The following is a 16769-nucleotide window of genomic DNA, read 5'->3' on the forward strand; positions in this document are numbered from 1 at the left end:
TCATTTAAATCCTACTACACTAAAACTAAATTTTAAATTGGGAAATGGCTTCTTCAAGTTCAGTTGCCATGCTCGATAAATGTTGGCTTGCTGCAGCGATTTCTTCAAGTGTCGCCGTCTGCTCTTCAGCCGCCGCAGCCACATTTTCAAATTCTTCCCCGGTTGAACGAGCAAGTCGATCTACGCCTCGAATAATTTCAACGATGTGCTCACTATCCAAGGAAAGCTGCTGTATGAACGAAGATATGGCATGCATCTGCCTTGAGACCTGTGAAACGATGGTAGTGATTTCATTGAAAGTTACACCGGTTGTATGTACAACTTCCGTACCTTTTTTCACTTCACGTGTACCGTTTTTAATCGAATGGATCGTCAGCTCTGTATCCGTCTGAATTTCTTTGATCAAATCTCCAATATGACCTGCCGCCTGTTGAGATTGTTCAGCAAGTTTCTTGACCTCACTCGCTACAACCGCAAAGCCTTTTCCGTGCTCACCTGCGCGCGCTGCTTCAATCGAAGCATTCAAGGCTAACAAATTAGTCTGGTTGGAAATTGCAGAAATCGTATCCACAATCTGACCGATTTCATCAGACCGCTTACCTAGCTTTTCCATCATCTCTGCTGATGTATTGACGGTATCTTCGATGATTTCCATCTGGGTAATTGCGGACACAACTGCTTCTTCACCATGCTTTGCCTTTTGAACCGCTTCTTCAGAACTTTTTGCGACCGCATTCGAATCAGCGGACACTTTGTTAAGTGTCTCAGACATTCGGTCCACTGTTTTGGTGGCCTCCTTCGTACGATCGACCTGTTGCATGGCTCCATTCGACACAGACTCCGTTGTTTCAGCTACTATTTGCGCTGCCTGTGCAGTCTGATCCGCGCTCGCATTCAACTGTTCGGCTGAAGAAGCCACCTGCGAACCAGTCTCTTTCACAATCCGAATAAGCCCATTTAAATTAGTTAACATTCCATTCAGATCACTCGACATCTGACCTAATTCATCATTCGAGCGAATATCAAGACGTTGTGTCAAATCTCCCACCGCTATTTGGTTGATCATGCCGGACATACCCGCAATATTTTTCAACATATGCTTTAATAAAAAATAAATAAGTGTTACCAAAATGAGCACTGAAATGATGAAATAGATGATCAGTTTCGTTGTCATACTTTTTACGGGCGCAACCACTTCATCTTGAGTGACAGTCGCTGCCACAGACCAGCCTGCGGACTGAACGGGCTCAAAACCAAGATAGTATTGCTTTCCGTCAATCTCCACCTTCTCCAGTCCACTCTTTCCAGCGGTCATCTTTTTGGCAACCTCGCCGATATCACCCGCTTGACTAGTAAGGGGCTCTTGCATGATCAAGCTTTTATCGGGATGATACATCACTTGTCCACTCGACGTCAGTAGTAGGCTAAAACCTGTTTGCCCTATTTTAGACTGTTCCATAATGGAAGGTAAGGAATCAAGAAAAAGGTCGACTGCTACAATTCCTACTGTCTCATTATCGACCTTAACCTGTTTCATCACACTTAAAATTACTTTGCCAAATACCTGATCCATATACGGCTCTGTAAAATAGACACCTTCCGCTTCCTTCACCGGCTGATACCATGGCCTACTGTACAGATCAAAATCAGGATCGGAAAGAACATCACCCGTCCCTGTCAAAAAGTTTGCCTTCTCGCTTGCTACCCAGATCATCGCCACATCCGGATTCATGCTTTTAATTGCTTCCAGCGATTGATTCATGTCGTTATAATAGGCGTTTGTCAATGCCTCTTCACGCGAGAGCGCCGTCTCTAGGTAGTGAAGCACAGTTTGGTCAGCTGTAATTTGGTTGACCAATGCTCCTTTTAACCTAAAAAAGTTATCTACATCATTCGCAACAGATTTACTTTTGCTGGATAATTCTGTCTCGGTGTACTGGGTCATGATTTCTCTTGTATCCAAGCTCACAACGATAGCTGTAATCACCATAACCACTGCAATTGCAACCAATAAAATCAGAGATACCTTTGTCGAAATACTTTGCCGCTTCATTTTAACACCCCTTGAAAAATATGTAACTGATTCATTCTAGTTTTCTAGTGAATATGTACTAGTGATTATACCCTAAATTCGATCCGATATCATGATTTCAGAGAAATACAAACAGTGGATTTATTGAAAGGCGATCACTTTTTTTGAATAAAATAATAATAGTGATTACTCCTTTTTGCTTTTAAAAAAGAAATAGCTAGCTATCGCTAAAACAATAACAGCACCAGCTATAATGAACGATGATGTATCAATATAAAAAAACGAGTCTTCAAGTTCATACACGGTTATCACTGCCTATCCGATTTTTTTACGCATTATTACCCCGATGAATTGTTCCATTTTCGCTTTCTCTTGAAGTACGTTTAGTCCTATCATTCAGGAATCCAAACAATCCAATACCTACTAATAATATTCCTATCAGCAGAAAACTAACGAAAAAGATTTTTAAGCCAATCGTTGGAGAATTTGATACGAAACCACTTAATACTAGAAATAAAGCGCCTATACCAGATAGAAAATACTTAAACACCCTCCTGTTACTTTTGAGTGAAGTGTATCCTATGAGGATGATGAGGTACGTAACACTTAGTAACATGAGTAAAGGAAAGGTAGGTGCAAATTTCGTAGCATATACAAAATTGTCGATTTGTAAAATATCATATCTATCTTCGACTTGGCCATTCGCAATCTGTGAAAAAATCGCTGTATGTTTCCATTCCCAAGGTACCTCTTCTATTGCGCTACCTTCATACCATGCAGCCCCAGTAGAAAATACTAAAAGGAGCGAAGCTAAAATAAGTTGGATAATCATCTTGAAGGACATTTTTTACACCTCGAATATTTATTTACACTACAACTTGAATTATACTCTTTAAAAAGATGTTGTTATTCTTCCCACGGTAAGGGTGACTTTTCCCAAGCTGTTGGTCCTTCCCCACTTTCTATAAATTTTCTCCAATACTCTCCGCTAATCGTATTAAATAAGATAATATTATTTTCATTCACTACGATTAGTTCCCACTCATTTTCCCCTGGTTGTGTAACGGTAACTGTATCTGCCCCTAAGTGTTGATTGAATGCTATATCTTTCAGAGCGTTTGAAACGAACCACGAACCTAGAATAATAGAAATGCCGAAAAAAATAATAGAAATCGACAAAAAGCTTTTATTCACTTTTTCCACCCCCTTGAGATTAATTTCAATTGATATTCTCTTTAACTTTAATTTTCATAAACAGGTACAAGTGTATGAAATCGTGTTCTCATCTTCTTTCTATCGAATGAAACTGATTTATTTACAAAGAAATAAATTCTCAATCCATCTTCGTTTTGTATAATTTTTGCATGATCATTACTTTCTTCATCTTTTCCTCGCCTTATCTTCGGATCTGTTATGACGCCGTATCGAATAAAAAAATCATCAAAATCCGTAAATGCCGAGTTGAGCCCCTGATCTGTTTGTAGAGGAAGCGTGCCGCTTCCTAAATACCACTCCCACTGAGCTCCCTTTAACTTGATAAAAGCATTGTAAAGATTGTTGTCACGCGTATAAAAAACCAGAACCCCATCTTTTATAACTTCTAAATGGATGATCTCTTCTACTTGGACATTAGTATCTTTCATTACATCCAGTAATTTTTGTTCAATGGTAGGATTTTTATGTTTACTAGCACACGAACTCAATAAAAATATAAGAACTAAGCAAGATAATATATAAAATTTAATTGTTAGCCCTTTTTTCAATCGCTTTATCCCCTCTCTTTCCTTTGACAATTAAATCACCCATGTAAATACAGCCAAAACCTAGCAATTTCATCATGATATGACCTATATTTCCCATCTGATCAATAGTTAGTGAAAATAAAAAAGATCCTAGCAACAGAAAAGGGATCGCCAAAAACCATTTCAAATGAACACAACCTCCATTATGTATGTCCAAAACGTTCTTAATTGAATACAGGTATTGAAATGCCGAACTGCTCAAAAAATCGTTGAATAGCTAGTGACGTGTGAACAATCGCCTTTGTATAAAAACTACCAATTACTCCGTTAGATAGCCCAAATACTTACTTCAGTAACGCGGCCGATTGTTGATCTAATCTTTTACTGTCTCAACTTCCTTTATCGCATTTGTTAAAGCTAAGGCGTTTTGACTTATCGTATGTCCTTCTACAAGGGAGATATCGTATTCTCCATTGGAGAACTGTATATAATTCGCATCTTTTTTGTTCTTTTCAAAAAAGATAGTGTATTTATTCTTGTCCATCGTATTTAGTTCCCAGCTCCCTCCTCTTGTCATCTCAACGTTGTCTGATATTCTCTTCGCGTAATATCCTTCCTTGTCTCCTGCTAATTCCCCGACAAAATATGTATTTCCACTTGGCTGTATTACTAATAAACTTTCATCTCTTACCGTTGTGATTAAATCAACATTCCCTTGGATATTTTCCTTCTGGACAAAATGTTCCAATGCTTCTTCTTTAGAAGAGAAATGATCTATATTATCTTTTTTACTGCAAGCAGATACGAAAAAAATAGCTATGACCAATAACATAACCTTAAATTGTCTAATGATAATCTCCACCTTCACCAGTTAATCTTTATGAAAACCATTTATTTCTTTTACAACTAAATCTTTTCCTCTATTCAGCTAGATAAGTTATTCATTGGAACCATCCTGTAAACATTGTGACAAGCGTATTTTTCATCGCAAATCACTCCTTTCTAGTTCAACTAACCTAGCAATTAATTGAACAAGAAAATAAATCCGCCTGAACAACCCTTTAATCTTCAAGAAAACAGACAAATAAAATTTAAAATAGCAACAACTCTATAAATGACAATAGGACTTGCTGTATGGGTTGTATGCAGACTGACACATCTCTAAGATGATATGTGGTGGCTATTGTTTCGATTGTTGAAAAATCGATAGTAGACCAAGATTAATATGACCATTGTCTTTTAACATCAACTAATACCACCATTTTTATTACAATAAAATTCTACCTCTATGATATGAGATGAAGAAACACCACTTTCCGAGTATTTTCCCCCTACAGCAATAAGATAAGAACGTACATCATCGACTGTTGATTAATCATATCCTGTTTGGATCCAATTACCGCTACCATTTTCAATTTCCGAAGAGATAGAGTTCATAGACGAGAACAGCTGTCTCCCGTCAGGTGTATTGGAATTTAACTGTGTTTCAAATGAGCCTTCAAAATGAAGAATCGCTAAATTTGAACCTGTATGAATTTCCACTGTCTTCGGTATAAGAGATGGATTATAAATATCGTTGTTTTTTGAAACAATAAATGATACATTTATTCTTTCTTTTAACATCTCTTCAAAATCCTTTACTTCAACCCAATATTCATCTAAAAATTTTGTGATTGGCTCAATTACAAAGTCTGCATTATATTCTGTATTTAATTTTTCTACAATAGAAATATATTCCTTGTAATACTTTTCTTTTGCACTTGAGTTAAATCTAATGGAGTTGCTACTACAACTACTTTGTCAATATCAGATGACTTTTCGTTTTCCACTGTTTGACCATCAGTCAGATCCTCTGATGATTCCCCATCTTCCGCTTCATTTATACATCCTGCTAAAACAATGGTTCCAAGTAAAATTCCTGCAAATAGATATTTTTTCAACATTCTAACCTCCACAAAAATTTTATACACTTTTCTTTACTTACTGAAAATTCTTTTCATATAAAAATCATAGCATAGCACCTCAATAATTGGTAGATAAATGGAAAACTCACAACTAATGAGAGTAAACGTTACAGAATACGTTATGATAAAGCTTAATTGTTTCACCTTTGATTTAAATCTACAAAGTTACACTAGTTGTCCAATCATTGTTACAGAGCGTTCCTGTTAGTGTATGAAGGCATAACAAAAGGACTTGCATCCATAAAATTTGATCATGGATGCAAGTCCTATTCTTTTCAAACTAAAGAACTCCTCAATCCGAAACTGTTTAAGTACGCTGGCATCTTTTTCAATGTTTTTTTGAAGACCACGTTATTTTCATTCGACCGCTTATAAGAATAACGACAGCGTAAAAGCGAGGATAAATACGGTAACTGTTTTCAAAATAGTGATGATAAAAATATCTTTATAGGATTGACGATGTGTCAGCCCCGTAATGGCAAGTAATGTAATAACAGCTCCATTATGTGGAAGTGTATCCATACCACCAGATGCCATTGACGCAATTCGGTGCAGGAGTTCAGGACTAATCCCCAAGTTTTCTGCCATTTGTAAATACTGGCTTCCCATAACTTCTAAGACAATGGATAATCCACCGGACGCGGAGCCAGTGACCCCTGCAAGTACGTTAACAGCAACCGCTTCTGATACGAGTGGATTGTTACTTGCGTTGAATACCCAATTTTGAATGGATGCAAAGCCAGGTAGTGTTTTGATGACATTTCCAAAACCGACCTCAGATGCTGTATTGAAAATTGCCAATAACGCTCCCGCCGTGGCAGCTGTCAATCCACTTGCAAGTTTCAATTTAATTCTTTTGATATTTAATAACATTGCAACCAAAGTCCCTATTGTGAGCGCTGCAATTAATGACCACGAAGATGAGATTGTGCTAACATCCGCAATATTATAAGTCTCTTTTAATATTGTGGCATCATACCAATTCTTCACGGACATCCCCGTACGACTAAAGATAAAGTTTAGTGCGATAACAACCACGAGTGGCACAATTGACATCCAAAAATTCGGTAAGCTTTGGTGTTCATTATTCTCCGGCTCATTAATATGGCCTTCCCCATAGCCTTCTCCAATTGCTAATGCTTGCTTCCGTCGACGTTCTAACCAAAGCATTCCGCCGATGAAGATCATAATTCCGCCGATGATTCCAACCAGTGGGGCAGCATATAAATCTGTCCCAAAATAGTTTGTCGGGATAATATTTTGAATTTGTGGCGTCCCAGGAAAAGCATCCATTGTATACGTAAAAGCTCCAAGTGCAATTGTTCCTGGAATCAATCTCTTCGGAATATCAGATTCTTTAAAGATAGCAGAAGCAAATGGGTAAACCGCAAATGCAACAACGAATAACGAAATTCCTCCATACGTCAGTACAGAGCAGGCTAATACAACAGCTAGAATAGCTCGCTTTGAACCTAAAGTTTGAACAATCGTTCGAGCGATTGATGCAGCTGCCCCACTCATTTCCATTACTTTTCCAAACACAGCTCCCAATAAAAAGATAGGGAAAAACGACTTAACATAGTTTGCCGCATAAGGCATGAAAACTTCAGTATAGCTTGGCAGCAAAAGGCCCCCAGACATAATAACGGCAAGCAAGGTAACGATTGGGGCGATGATGATGACTGGATATCCCCGGTAGGCTAAAAAGATTAATAGTGCAAGTGCTAGAACAATAGCAAAAATTTCAATGAACATGTATGACACCCCTTCTCTACTGTCTGAAACATATCTAGCAAACTAAAAAATAGCCACACGTATGATATATTTCACAAACAATGTCATTGTAGTCTTCCTTCCCCAAGTCAGACTAAATGATTTTCCCCCTAAACTTTTCATGAGAACGTTTTCAATAATAATCGTACTATTGTCATTCTCATTTCCCCAACGTACTTTAACATGTAATACAAATGACATGAACCACTCACCTATTCGTTATGCAATTACCATGCCATCTCCAAAGAAAAACTGAAAATTCCCTGAAAAAGATTCCAATTTAGTAAAAAATTCAATGAAACAAGAAAGATTATTAGAAATTGAAAGCGCAAATCTGAAAAATATTCATAAATCGTTAACCATTCCGTACAATGAATCCGAAATTCTTCAAATGGTTGTTAGGTTTTCAATACACCTACTCAAATTCCACACTTAAATTGTACGGAAAATCTTACACTTTGTTATTTAAGGAGTAACTTTGAAAACAAAAAACTCCCACTGCATTGCAATGAGAGGTATCGGGTTATAAGCCATATTTATTTATTTTTTCATAGAGCGCCGTACGGCTAATCCCCAGTTTTTTGGCGGTTTCGGTTTTATTTCCATTCACTTGGCGCAAACATTCCATAATTGCATTTCGTTCTGCCTCATCTAGAACCTCAGCCAATGGACGAATAGAAACCGCCTTATAATTGCCTGTTATGCCATCGGGTAGATGTTGTGATTTGATCACGTCGTCTTCGGCTACCATATTCAAAGCACGCTCAATTGTATTTTCCAATTCACGAATGTTCCCTGGCCACGAATATCCGCGCAAAAGGGATAAAGCGTAATCACTAATTCCCAACACACGCTTTTTCATAATACTTTGGTACTTTTCAAGAAAATAGTTAGCGAGAATTTCAATATCTTCAATTCGTTCGTTTAAGGAAGGCACATTTATCTCCATCACTTTTAAACGATAATATAAATCGAGTCGGAATTCCCTTAGAGCGACCATTTCTTCGAGGTTGCGATTTGTCGCAGCAATTACTCGTACATCAACTGGAATTGTCCCAGTTGCTCCGATACGTTCCACTTCTTTTTCTTGTAAAACACGCAATAGTTTGACTTGCATATGAAGTGGGAGCTCCCCTATTTCATCAAGAAAAATTGTTCCGCCATTAGCCGCTTCGAATTTTCCTGTTTTTCCGCCTTTTTTAGCGCCCGTAAACGAGCCCTCTTCATATCCAAAAAGTTCGGATTCTAACAGTTGAGCCGGGATGGCTGCGCAGTTCACTTTGACAAACACCCCCATCGCACGGCGACTCTCATTATGAATGGAATGGGCAAATAATTCCTTTCCCGTCCCACTTTGTCCTAGAATTAATACATTGGAATCGCTTTCCGCCACTTTTCTTGCTTGGCTTTTCACTTCCTTAAAAACGGGGCTAACTCCAATCAAATGATCAAACATATAAGTGGCTTTGTTTCCTTCATGAAATACACCTTTATACATTTTCAGTTCGTTTTCAAGGGATTGAATCCGTTTAGAAAGAGAGGTGAACTGGCCAACATTTTTGAATAGGATCTTTCCAACTGCGCCAACTACCTTTCCTTGTTTAAGAATCGGTGAGCGACTCGCGATCATATAACTATTATTGATTTTCTGAAGCTCAGCCGTCTCTTTCTTCCCTGTCTCCGCTACGATATGCATGCGCGTATTTTCAATTACCTCGGTCACATGTTTCCCGATCGATTTTTCTTGATCGACATTAAGAAAATCTGCATAAGGACGACTAAGCACTTGGATATATCCTTCTTTATCGACTGCAACTAATCCGTCATAGGCATATTCTATAATGTCTCTGAACAAAAGTTCATCATGAGTATTAGTCAGAACCCTCTTATCATCATCGCCCATTCCCATTCTGCTCCTTACTTTCCCTCTGTTATACGGCTTCATTATAACATACGAAAACTTTCAGCTTTAGATAAATAAATAGGCTTTAGAATCCTCATTTAGCAAAAGTAATGAACAAGTCAACTTCTTTTTCTACTTTTATTTTCCCTCTTTACTTTCCATAGTTGAATAAATTGTCGATCCCGTTCACGTAATTTTCGAATAACGGTTGCTTCTTCATATGAAAAAATCCCTTCTCCTGATTTTGTGCCCAACTTATTTTGCTTTACTCGTTCGCGAATAATGACGGGGGCTTCCTTGCTTTCTGCCAATTCAGGTGCAACATTATCAAAAACGCGCTGCCACGTATCAAGTCCACCAAAATCTGCAATTTCAAGCGGCCCTGAAAATGCCCAGCGAAATCCCGGACCCGCTGTAATCGCCTTATCGATATCTTCGGCGCTAGCCACTCCTTCATTCAATAGATGGAAAGCTTCCCGCATTAACGCCGTTTGTAAACGATTGGCAATGAATCCCGTAACATCCTTCTTCAGAACAATTGGTTCTTTACCGATATGATACAAAAGTTCTAATGTTTTCTGTACTACTTCGTCCTTCGTCTGTTGATGCCGCACAATTTCAACTAAAGGAACTAAATGAGCCGGGTTAAAGAAATGCGCAATAATCATCCGTTCTGCGAAAGGGGCTTTTTCTATTAACCTTGAAATAGGAAAAGTAGATGTATTAGAAGCAACGATTGCCTCCGGTTTTATCAATCCGTTTAATTGTTGAAAAAGCGCCCACTTTAGTTCAATCACTTCTGGAATAGCCTCAACAATAAAGTCAGCATCACAGACAGCCGTTTCTAGGTTAGCAATATATGTAATACTAGCTAGCGCATGTTGCTTTTGTTTTTCACTTATATCTTCTTGTTCGACATGCAATGCTAAATTATCCAAAATCATCTTCTTTGCCTTGCGTAAAGATTGTTCACTTACATCATTCAAGGAAACAGAATAACCACCAACTGCAAAAGCTTGAGCAAGGCCACTGCCCATTACACCTGAACCAATAATTGCAATTTTTTCCACCATTCGAATTCCCCTATTCTATTTATGATAAGTCATGCAGCTAATTATTATGCAAGTTTCACGCCAAGATGATCATTAATTGACATTTTTTAAAAATGGTTATTTATTTTCAAAAGTATGATATGATTTTCATGTAATAGAATTCCCTTAAATTAAATGTTAACCTTCCCCAAAGGTTATTCGGAAACGGCAATAAATTCCTTATTAACATGAACACAATGACATGACCATTACATATTTTGTTGGAGGTATGTTGAATGGTTAAAGATAAAATAGCAATTATTACCGGTTCCGCAAGAGGTATAGGTTTTGAAATTGGCAGAATTTTCGCTGAAAAAGACGCAAAAGTAATCTTGTCTGATCTCAATCAAGGTGCAGTCAAAGAATCTGCTCTTGCCCTTCGAAACAAAGGGCTCGATGTGATTGGTGTAAAAGCAGACGTTACACGTGAAGATGAAATCATCCAACTGATTGAACAAACGAAACGAAAATTTGGACGTATCGATATATTTATTAATAATGCCGGCTTACAACATGTCTCACCCATTGAGGAATTCCCAACAGAAAAATTCGAACTTATGATTAAAATCATGTTAACTGCACCTTTTATCTCTATAAAGCATGTTTTGCCCATTATGAAAGAACAAAAATTTGGCAGAATTATTAATATTGCATCCATTAATGGCCTAATCGGCTTTGCTAACAAGGCTGCATACAACAGTGCAAAACATGGGGTTATTGGGCTGACAAAGGTTGCGGCCTTAGAAAGCGCTTCGTCAGGGATAACAGTCAACGCCCTTTGCCCAGGGTATGTAGACACGCCACTCGTTCGCGGTCAACTTGAAGACTTATCAAAAACGAGGAACGTTCCACTAGAGCGTGTTTTAGAGGATGTGATCTATCCGCTCGTTCCACAAAATCGATTGTTAGACGTAAGTGAAATCGCTGATTATGCAATCTTCTTGGCAAGCGAAAAAGCACGAGGCGTTACCGGCCAAGCAGTTGTACTTGATGGTGGATATACTGCACAATAATAAACTTTGCCGCTCGATAAGGGAGTCGGTTGAAGCTTTTAACTTTATAAAGGTGCCAGGGACTAAGACAATTCAGTGTTGTGCGAGTACTTGGCACCTTTTTCAATCTTTAAGTAGCACACCCATTCATGGCCAGCTTATGCCCAATTTGGGAATTGGTCAGGTAACATTTTCTCTAAAGCAACTTCAACCTCTTTGAATTTCTTTTTCATTTTTACTTTACGATAGCCTTGTGTAAATAATTTTTTTTGCTCTGAGAGCTTCAAAAGAATAGCCACGACCAAAATGGATCATTGTCTTGCGTTTGTAATCAGGAAATTGAAATAGTTGAATATTTCTTCTTCCCAATTATTCATTGCTCTTATCAAATCCTCAACCTAACCTTCAATTCATTACATCCAGTAATTGTTGTTCAATTGTAGGATTTTCATTATTACAAGCACATGAGCTCATTAAAAATAGGGAAATCAGAGATTAGCTAGCCATTATATAAAATTTATTTGCTATACCTTTTTAAAATTCCTTTATCCACCCAATTTTCCCCTTTCTTTCCTCTGCCAAATTAAAGCAGCCATGTAAAAACAGCCAAAAACCACCTCAACTCATTCCACTCTATATTTTGACATTCTCATTAAATTAGCTTAACCCGTTACGTAAACAAATTCAGCCCTCATCTGTCTACGTCCATTCTGTATGATAAGTTTCATCGAACCTTCACATAAAAATCACCATTCAACAGAACCTACCCAAAAGGAGGTGTTGGTTCAATGGAAAAAAATGATCCCAAAAAGTATACGGAAGCGGGGACGGATATCGAAGAAGTCAAACGGCAGAATGCCAATTCCGGACTGACGTATAACGAGATGAAAGAAATCCTTGCACAATCTGGCGGATTCGGCACCGGGAAATATAGTGATACGGACGCTGAAACAATCCGAGAACAAAATCGCTAGATCCTTTCGTTGGATACAAAAAATCTGGTGCGGCAACGATTTAGCATCGTTTTCGTACCAGATTCCACTTACATCATTTTTTCCACCCGTTTCACAAATGCCTCTTACAAATAAACATGATACAATCTGCTCGCCATCTTCATCGGATCTCCAAAGAAAAACCGTTCGTACAACGTTTCACGTGTTCCTAATGCACCCATCGTCAAATCCCATGCCAAGCAAAAAAGCTTCAAACGATTTCCCACATTTTGGATGCGGTTTGTAAATACTGCTCCAAAGCTTTGCGGATCGTCGATTGGAATTCTTTTTCTGTCGATATCGACATCAGACCATTCGCCCCTAATTGCTGGATGTTTTCAGCAAAGCTCGGATAGATCCGTGGATAGACACTGCTGGCGATTGGTAGCGTCGTTGTCCGTGCGCATAAATCCTGCCTCATCCAGCCTAACTCCAGACTCCGTTTTCACAATTTGTCTGGAGATCACTTGGTTCAAAGTGAAAAAATGCCTTGACGAAACATGCAAACCTTGACGACAAGGTTGCCTATTCTAGTTGCTACGAGATTTAGACGAGACCCGTCAGCATATACAAACCGATGACGAAGAAACAAGCCAACGTTTTGATAATCGTAATGACAAAAATATCTTTATACGCTTGACGATGCGTTAATCCACATACTGCTAGCAATGTAATAACTGCACCATTATGCGGCAATGTATCCATTCCGCCTGCCGCCATCGACATCACGCGATGCATCACTTCCAGTGGGATGTCAAAAGCAGCTGCGGCTTCTACATACTTTTCCGCCATGATTCCTAACGTAATACTAATCCCGCCAGATCCGGATCCAGTTATGCCGGCAAGTGTATTCGTTAATACTGCACCATTGATCAATGGATGTGTAAAAGCAGTTGAGAGCGCATTTTGCACAACAGCAAAACCTGGTAACGCAGCAATGACTCCACCAAAACCGAATTCGGATGCCGTGTTCATCGTCGCAAGTAAAGCACCGCTTATCCCTACATTTAAACTGGCCTGGAAATTCGCTTTAACGGCTTGAAAATTCAATGCGATGGCAATGAAAATACCGACGAGCAACGCCAGTTCAACAGACCAAATCGCAAGTTGCTGATTCATGTTAACGCTTCCATAATCATTCAAACCGATCGTCGCAAAGTCAAAACCATTGGTATACCATCGAGGGATATTCACTGTAAAAAACTTATTCATCACACCGACAAGTACGAGCGGAAGAAAAGCAAGCCAATCTTTCACTTCGATTTTCTCCGTTGAAGCCGATGACGTCTGCGTATTAACGGTTTCTGTCGTAGCGGCTAGTTCACCATTCGCTGTCGGCTCGCTTATTTTATTTTTCCCGATGCCATAATACCCTTCCCCATTTGCTGCCGCTTTCCGTCGACGGCTCTCCAAATAGAGCATGCCTGACGCAAATATGAACGCAGCGCCGAATAATCCAAGGATGGGCGCAGCATAGACATCCGTGTTGAAAAAACTGGTCGGAATGACGTTCTGGATTTGCGGCGATCCCGGAATGGCATCCATTGAAAATGTAAAGGCACTAAATGCAATCGTCGCAGGGATCAGCCGTTTCGGAATATTCGCTTCACGGAATAACTGAGCCGCAAAAGGATATATGGCAAACACGGCGACAAATAGGCTCACACCGCTATAGGTTAAAATAGCCCCCATTAGTACAACTGTGAGGATTGCCTGTTTGGCACCGATAAAACGGACGATGATCTTGGCAATTCTTTCCGCAATACCTGTCATCTCAATAACTTTACCGAAAACGGCACCTAGTAAGAAGACAGGAAAATATAATTTCACGAAGCCTACCATCTTTTCCATGAATATATTCGAAAAGAACGGCATTACATAACTTGGATCGGTGAAGAAGACAGCAAACAATGCGCATAATGGAGCTATGATGATGACAGAAAAGCCCCGATATGCGAAAAAGATAAGAAAGCCGAGTGAAAGTAGAATAATCAACAATTCCATAAATTCACCTTCGATCGCTAGATTTGGTCTGTAAATGTTGAGCCGGGATACTTAGAGCCTCTTAAACAGGCAATTTCTCTTCAATAGAACAGTTAGTTGAGATAATACTCCCGTTGCATATATAGGGAAAATTTCCTCATTCTGGCTTGAGCCGTGCTCACAAGGCGCTTGTTCTATTGTTGATTCGCTACACGATCCCTCCATTTTTGTCCTCTTGCGGTCCCTCATACATTCGGTTATTTTTGTTTACTAAGATTTTCATTTCGAAAACCGCCACTGTTTCGTTCGTTTGTTTTCGAACTTCCTGTAACACCGTCACGACGCCTTGATTTGTAATTTTACTTTTGAGATCGATTACATTCCCATATAGATGAATCGTATCTCCGATAAAAGTCGGACTTGTAAAACGAACTTTGTCCATACCGTAAAATGCTACTACAATATTGGGTTCAAACTGTAATAAGCCGGTTGTTACCGATAGAATAAGCATTCCATGGGCAATACGCTCGTTATACTGGGTCTGCTTGGCATATTCTGCATCGCTATGAAGCGGAAACCAATCTCCGCTAAAGGCGGAGAACATAACTAAATCCGATTCGGTTATCGTTCTCCCCCTTGAGCGCCACGTATCCCCAAGCTTGTACTCTTCAAAGTATTTCTCGAACATTTCGCTCCCTACTTTCCCGCTAATTATTCAAGTAATGGATGAAACGATACTTCCGTAGTCAAATTACACTGGATAAACGCCATGTTTCCGCTCAGTAAATACCATATATTTGGATAAGTAAACATCCAAACGCGCCGCAAGCTCTTCACGTAAACGGTTCGGTTCCACAATATCATCGATGATCAAATCTGAAGCAAGTCGATAAATGTCGATATCCTCGCGATACTCTTCCCGTTTTTCTGCGATGAAGGACGCTCTTTCCTCTTCAGGGAGGGAGGCGATCTTATTCGCATAGACGGCATTTACCGCGGCTTCCGGTCCCATGACCGCGATGGACGCTGTCGGAAGTGCAATGCAGCAATCCGGTTCGAAAGCGGGTCCCGCCATCGCATATAGCCCCGCACCATAAGCTTTCCGGACGATGACTGTCATTTTAGGGACGGTCGCTTCACTCATCGCTGAAATCATCTTCGCACCATGTCGGATAATCCCGGCACGTTCCACATTCGTCCCAATCATGAAACCGGGTACGTCCACAAGGAACAGTAGTGGAATGTGGAAAGCGTCACATAGATTGATAAACTTCGCCGCTTTATCAGCGCTATCATGGAATAGCACCCCACCTTTGACGCGAGGTTGATTGGCAATAATTCCAATCGGCTGGCCATTGATCCGTCCAAGTGTCGTTATTAGTTCAGGCGCAAAAAGCTTTTTAATCTCACACTTCGAACCTTCATCGATCAGTCGATCAATCAATTGGTACATATCGAATGGTGCATTTTGATTTTTTGGAACGATTTCTTCAATGCTTTTCTCAAAAGTTGCTGGTGCTTTCGCCTCCTCTTTTACTGGCTTCTCCGTAAAGTTTTCTGGAAAATACGTTAAATAATTGCGCGCGTAGGCAATCGCTTCTTCTTCACTTTTCGCGAGGACATCTCCACAACCTGACACCGAGCAATGCATCTTCGCACCGCCCATCTCTTCCAGTGTCACTTTTTCACCAATGACCATTTCCGCCATCCGAGGCGAGCCGAGATACATCGAAGCATTCTCCTCCACCATGACGACGATATCACAGAAAGCTGGAATATAGGCGCCCCCTGCTGCTGACGGTCCAAACAACAGGCAAATTTGAGGGACTTTCCCTGACATTTTCACCTGATTATAGAAAATCCGTCCCGCCCCTCTTCTGCCTGGGAACATTTCCAATTGGTCCGTAATACGGGCGCCTGCCGAGTCGACTAAGTACAGCATCGAACAACGCAACTTTTCGGCCGTTTCTTGAATGCGTAAAATTTTCTCGACAGTCCGTTTCCCCCAAGAACCCGCTTTGACAGTCGAGTCATTCGCCATGACACAAACGGTGCGGCCATGAATTTTACCAATGCCTGTGATAACGCCATCCGCCGGTAAATCTCCTGCCAGTAAATTGGCAAACAGCCCGTCTTCCGCTTTCAGTCCATCATCAAAGAGCAATTCCAATCGATCACGGACAAACAGCTTCCCTTGTTCTTGATTTTTTTGATGATATTTTTCTTGGCCACCTTGCAAGACGGATTCTTTTTTTAGTTGGTAGTCTGATTGTGATAATGTCGTAGTCATGTCATTT

General features: G+C 39.8%; 19 protein-coding genes. 2 read left to right on the top strand and 17 right to left on the bottom strand.

The window, feature by feature from the left end; all coding sequences use genetic code 11:
• Positions 1–25: 25 nt before the first annotated feature.
• The 12 genes from ACFPRA_RS04690 to ACFPRA_RS04745 form a co-directional block, all read right to left on the bottom strand.
• On the bottom strand, positions 26–2053 hold the full coding sequence (locus ACFPRA_RS04690) for a methyl-accepting chemotaxis protein (RefSeq protein ID WP_381431240.1): 2028 nt from the start codon (positions 2051–2053) through the stop codon (positions 26–28).
• 165 nt (positions 2054–2218) lie between these two features.
• Positions 2219–2344: an LPXTG cell wall anchor domain-containing protein gene (locus tag ACFPRA_RS04695; protein ID WP_381431242.1), complete on the bottom strand. Its 126-nt coding sequence runs from the start codon at positions 2342–2344 to the stop codon at positions 2219–2221.
• Positions 2345–2360: 16 nt separating this feature from the next.
• Positions 2361–2876: a YjdJ family protein gene (locus tag ACFPRA_RS04700; protein WP_381431244.1), complete on the bottom strand. Its 516-nt coding sequence runs from the start codon at positions 2874–2876 to the stop codon at positions 2361–2363.
• A 62-nt stretch (positions 2877–2938) separates the two neighbouring features.
• Positions 2939–3226 carry a hypothetical protein gene (locus ACFPRA_RS04705; RefSeq protein ID WP_381431246.1) on the bottom strand — a complete coding sequence of 96 codons (288 nt, stop codon included), beginning with the start codon at positions 3224–3226 and terminating at the stop codon, positions 2939–2941.
• Between the two features lie 47 nt (positions 3227–3273).
• Complete coding sequence (locus ACFPRA_RS04710; protein WP_381431248.1) at positions 3274–3795, bottom strand: hypothetical protein; 522 nt, start codon at positions 3793–3795, stop codon at positions 3274–3276.
• On the bottom strand, positions 3773–3961 hold the full coding sequence (locus ACFPRA_RS04715; RefSeq protein ID WP_381431250.1) for a hypothetical protein: 189 nt from the start codon (positions 3959–3961) through the stop codon (positions 3773–3775). The genes ACFPRA_RS04710 and ACFPRA_RS04715 overlap by 23 nt, the downstream gene beginning before the upstream one ends.
• A 186-nt stretch (positions 3962–4147) precedes the next feature.
• Positions 4148–4642, bottom strand: a complete 495-nt coding sequence (locus tag ACFPRA_RS04720; protein WP_381431253.1) for a hypothetical protein — start codon at positions 4640–4642, stop codon at positions 4148–4150.
• Positions 4643–5145: 503 nt separating this feature from the next.
• On the bottom strand, positions 5146–5397 hold the full coding sequence (locus ACFPRA_RS04725) for a hypothetical protein (protein WP_381431255.1): 252 nt from the start codon (positions 5395–5397) through the stop codon (positions 5146–5148).
• A gap of 95 nt (positions 5398–5492) precedes the next feature.
• Positions 5493–5714: a hypothetical protein gene (locus ACFPRA_RS04730; RefSeq protein ID WP_381431257.1), complete on the bottom strand. Its 222-nt coding sequence runs from the start codon at positions 5712–5714 to the stop codon at positions 5493–5495.
• Positions 5715–6107: 393 nt separating this feature from the next.
• The gene (locus ACFPRA_RS04735) at positions 6108–7493 is read right to left on the bottom strand and encodes a GntP family permease (RefSeq protein ID WP_381431259.1); all 1386 of its coding nucleotides are present in this window, start codon (positions 7491–7493) and stop codon (positions 6108–6110) included.
• A 541-nt stretch (positions 7494–8034) separates the two neighbouring features.
• Positions 8035–9414 (bottom strand): sigma-54 interaction domain-containing protein, encoded by a 1380-nt coding sequence (locus ACFPRA_RS04740; RefSeq protein ID WP_381431261.1) that lies wholly within the window; start codon positions 9412–9414, stop codon positions 8035–8037.
• A 119-nt stretch (positions 9415–9533) separates the two neighbouring features.
• The gene (locus tag ACFPRA_RS04745) at positions 9534–10487 is read right to left on the bottom strand and encodes a 3-hydroxyacyl-CoA dehydrogenase family protein (RefSeq protein WP_381431263.1); all 954 of its coding nucleotides are present in this window, start codon (positions 10485–10487) and stop codon (positions 9534–9536) included.
• Between the two features lie 254 nt (positions 10488–10741).
• On the opposite strand from ACFPRA_RS04745, the gene ACFPRA_RS04750 reads away from it, so the two are divergent.
• Positions 10742–11518: a 3-hydroxybutyrate dehydrogenase gene (locus ACFPRA_RS04750; protein WP_381431265.1), complete on the top strand. Its 777-nt coding sequence runs from the start codon at positions 10742–10744 to the stop codon at positions 11516–11518.
• A 767-nt stretch (positions 11519–12285) separates the two neighbouring features.
• Complete coding sequence (locus tag ACFPRA_RS04755; protein WP_381431267.1) at positions 12286–12471, top strand: gamma-type small acid-soluble spore protein; 186 nt, start codon at positions 12286–12288, stop codon at positions 12469–12471.
• A 104-nt stretch (positions 12472–12575) separates the two neighbouring features.
• Here ACFPRA_RS04755 and ACFPRA_RS04760 read toward each other — a convergent pair whose 3' ends face one another.
• The 5 genes from ACFPRA_RS04760 to ACFPRA_RS04780 all read right to left on the bottom strand — a co-directional run bounded on the left by ACFPRA_RS04760 (position 12576) and on the right by ACFPRA_RS04780 (position 16762).
• Positions 12576–12704, bottom strand: a complete 129-nt coding sequence (locus ACFPRA_RS04760; RefSeq protein WP_381431269.1) for a 4-hydroxyphenylacetate 3-hydroxylase C-terminal domain-containing protein — start codon at positions 12702–12704, stop codon at positions 12576–12578.
• Positions 12701–12910, bottom strand: coding sequence for a 4-hydroxyphenylacetate 3-hydroxylase C-terminal domain-containing protein (locus ACFPRA_RS04765; protein WP_381431271.1), 210 nt, complete (start codon positions 12908–12910; stop codon positions 12701–12703). The genes ACFPRA_RS04760 and ACFPRA_RS04765 overlap by 4 nt, the downstream gene beginning before the upstream one ends.
• Positions 12911–13035: 125 nt before the next feature.
• Positions 13036–14493: a GntP family permease gene (locus tag ACFPRA_RS04770; protein WP_381431273.1), complete on the bottom strand. Its 1458-nt coding sequence runs from the start codon at positions 14491–14493 to the stop codon at positions 13036–13038.
• Positions 14494–14680: 187 nt separating this feature from the next.
• The gene (locus ACFPRA_RS04775) at positions 14681–15160 is read right to left on the bottom strand and encodes a MaoC/PaaZ C-terminal domain-containing protein (RefSeq protein WP_381431275.1); all 480 of its coding nucleotides are present in this window, start codon (positions 15158–15160) and stop codon (positions 14681–14683) included.
• A 63-nt stretch (positions 15161–15223) separates the two neighbouring features.
• Positions 15224–16762: an acyl-CoA carboxylase subunit beta gene (locus tag ACFPRA_RS04780; RefSeq protein ID WP_381431278.1), complete on the bottom strand. Its 1539-nt coding sequence runs from the start codon at positions 16760–16762 to the stop codon at positions 15224–15226.
• Positions 16763–16769: the final 7 nt, after the last annotated feature.

The organism is Sporosarcina soli (genome assembly GCF_042655805.1).
Lineage (GTDB): Bacteria > Bacillota > Bacilli > Bacillales_A > Planococcaceae > Sporosarcina > Sporosarcina soli.

Excerpts from the sequence above, each read along its gene's own strand:
- ACFPRA_RS04770 (WP_381431273.1), bottom strand. The coding sequence starts at position 14,493 with ATGGAATTGTTGATTATTCTACTTTCACTCGGCTTTCTTATCTTTTTC.
- ACFPRA_RS04700 (WP_381431244.1), bottom strand. The coding sequence starts at position 2,876 with ATGTCCTTCAAGATGATTATCCAACTTATTTTAGCTTCGCTCCTTTTA.
- ACFPRA_RS04740 (WP_381431261.1), bottom strand. The coding sequence starts at position 9,414 with ATGGGCGATGATGATAAGAGGGTTCTGACTAATACTCATGATGAACTT.
- ACFPRA_RS04775 (WP_381431275.1), bottom strand. The coding sequence starts at position 15,160 with ATGTTCGAGAAATACTTTGAAGAGTACAAGCTTGGGGATACGTGGCGC.
- ACFPRA_RS04755 (WP_381431267.1), top strand. The coding sequence starts at position 12,286 with ATGGAAAAAAATGATCCCAAAAAGTATACGGAAGCGGGGACGGATATC.
- ACFPRA_RS04725 (WP_381431255.1), bottom strand. The coding sequence starts at position 5,397 with ATGTTAAAAGAAAGAATAAATGTATCATTTATTGTTTCAAAAAACAAC.
- ACFPRA_RS04735 (WP_381431259.1), bottom strand. The coding sequence starts at position 7,493 with ATGTTCATTGAAATTTTTGCTATTGTTCTAGCACTTGCACTATTAATC.
- ACFPRA_RS04780 (WP_381431278.1), bottom strand. The coding sequence starts at position 16,762 with ATGACTACGACATTATCACAATCAGACTACCAACTAAAAAAAGAATCC.
- ACFPRA_RS04750 (WP_381431265.1), top strand. The coding sequence starts at position 10,742 with ATGGTTAAAGATAAAATAGCAATTATTACCGGTTCCGCAAGAGGTATA.
- ACFPRA_RS04765 (WP_381431271.1), bottom strand. The coding sequence starts at position 12,910 with ATGAGGCAGGATTTATGCGCACGGACAACGACGCTACCAATCGCCAGC.
- ACFPRA_RS04690 (WP_381431240.1), bottom strand. The coding sequence starts at position 2,053 with ATGAAGCGGCAAAGTATTTCGACAAAGGTATCTCTGATTTTATTGGTT.
- ACFPRA_RS04745 (WP_381431263.1), bottom strand. The coding sequence starts at position 10,487 with ATGGTGGAAAAAATTGCAATTATTGGTTCAGGTGTAATGGGCAGTGGC.